This is a genomic window from Stenotrophomonas sp. SrG (assembly GCF_050031795.1).
Taxonomy (GTDB): Bacteria; Pseudomonadota; Gammaproteobacteria; order Xanthomonadales; family Xanthomonadaceae; genus Stenotrophomonas; species Stenotrophomonas rhizophila_A.
Genome location: NZ_JBNBBE010001328.1, coordinates 1 through 236, shown reverse-complemented (window position 1 = coordinate 236; position 236 = coordinate 1). Strand labels below are relative to the sequence as shown.

At 66.9% G+C, this 236-nt stretch carries 1 protein-coding gene; it reads right to left on the bottom strand.

Features of this window, described 5'->3' with window-relative positions; translation table 11 throughout:
• A partial coding sequence (locus ACQG3P_RS23735; protein WP_426806419.1) for an EAL domain-containing protein occupies positions 1 to 236 on the bottom strand: 236 nt, incomplete at both ends.

The window sequence follows — 236 nt, the reverse complement described above, 5'->3', positions numbered from 1 at the left end:
CGCGGGTTGGTTTCCACAACGGCCACGAAGCTGCGGTCGATCTTCAGGATGTCCAGCGGCAGGTGCCGCAGGTAGGACATGTTCGAATAACCGGTGCCGAAGTCGTCCAGCGAAATAAGGATGCCCTGTTCGTGCATGCGCGGCAGGGTCTGCCTGGCCGGGCCCGGCTGGCGCCTCAGGCTGCTCTCGGTCAGCTCCACGTGCCGCGCGCCGCGCGCCAGCCCGACCACTTGGCT